Below are 1,239 nucleotides of genomic sequence, written 5' to 3' on the forward strand. Positions count from 1 at the left end.
TTTTGGTACCCGGCCTGTAACCGGTTCCATGTAAGAATCAGAAAACAAATTACAAGGAGACTCTTCATGTCGCTTCGCGCCACCAAAATCGTAGCTACCCTCGGCCCTGCTTCCAGCGATCCCGTCCTGCTGGAAAAAATGATACGTGCCGGGGTCAACGTGGTGCGGCTCAATTTCAGCCACGGCAAGGCGCAGGACCATGTGGACCGGGCGCAACTGGTGCGCGAAGTCGCCCAGCGCGCCGGCCGCGAGGTCGCCATCATGGCCGACCTGCAGGGCCCCAAAATCCGCGTCGGCAAGTTCGCCGAGGGCAAGGTGATGCTGGTGCCCGGCGAGCGCTTTGTACTCGATGCCTCGCGCACCGAGCCGGGCGACATCAAGGGCGTGGGGCTGGACTACAAGGAGCTGCCGCGCGATGTGATGGCCGGCGATTTGCTGCTGCTGAACGACGGCCTGATCGTGCTGACCGTCGATGCCGTGCGCGGCGAAGAAGTGCACACCACCGTCAAGCTCGGCGGCGAGCTGTCGAACAACAAGGGCATCAACAAGCAGGGCGGCGGCCTGACCGCCCCGGCGCTGACCGCCAAGGACATGGAAGACATCAAGACTGCGATGAGCTTTCAGGCCGACTACGTGGCCGTGAGCTTCCCCAAAAACGCCACCGATATGGAAATGGCGCGCCAGCTGTGCAACGTGGCCGCCGCGCCCCACAAGCACAAGCCCGGCCTGATCGCCAAGATTGAACGCGCCGAAGCGATTCCCAACCTTGAAGAAATTTTGCGGGTCAGCGACGGCATCATGGTGGCGCGCGGCGACCTGGCGGTCGAAGTCGGCAACGCCACCGTGCCCGGCCTGCAAAAACGCATGATCAAGATGGCCCGCGCCATGGACAAGGTCGTCATCACCGCGACCCAGATGATGGAAAGCATGATCCTGAACCCCGTGCCTACGCGCGCGGAAGTCAGCGACGTGGCCAATGCGGTGCTTGATGGCACCGACGCGGTGATGCTCAGCGCCGAAACCGCCGCTGGCAAATATCCGCTGGAGACGATCGAGGAGATGGCCAAGATTTGCGAGGAGGCCGAAAAGGCCGAGTACAAGGAGCTGAGCGCCGATTTTTCGGGCAAGACCTTCACCCGCATCGACCAGTCGATTGCCATGGGTGCCCTGTTCACGGCCCATCATTTGGGCGCCAAGGCGATTGTGGCGCTGACCGACAGCGGCTCCACCGCCTTGTGG

Annotated in this window: 1 protein-coding gene; it reads left to right on the forward strand. The window is 62.5% G+C overall.

What is annotated here, in order from left to right; all coding sequences use genetic code 11:
- Positions 1-66 precede the first annotated feature (66 nt).
- Positions 67-1,239: pyruvate kinase (pyk, locus tag Q8K05_RS13840; protein ID WP_305247211.1), on the forward strand; the 1,173-nt coding region annotated here is incomplete at its 3' end.

The sequence above is a fragment of the Polaromonas sp. genome (genome assembly GCF_030682935.1).
Classification (GTDB): Bacteria; Pseudomonadota; Gammaproteobacteria; order Burkholderiales; family Burkholderiaceae_C; genus Polaromonas.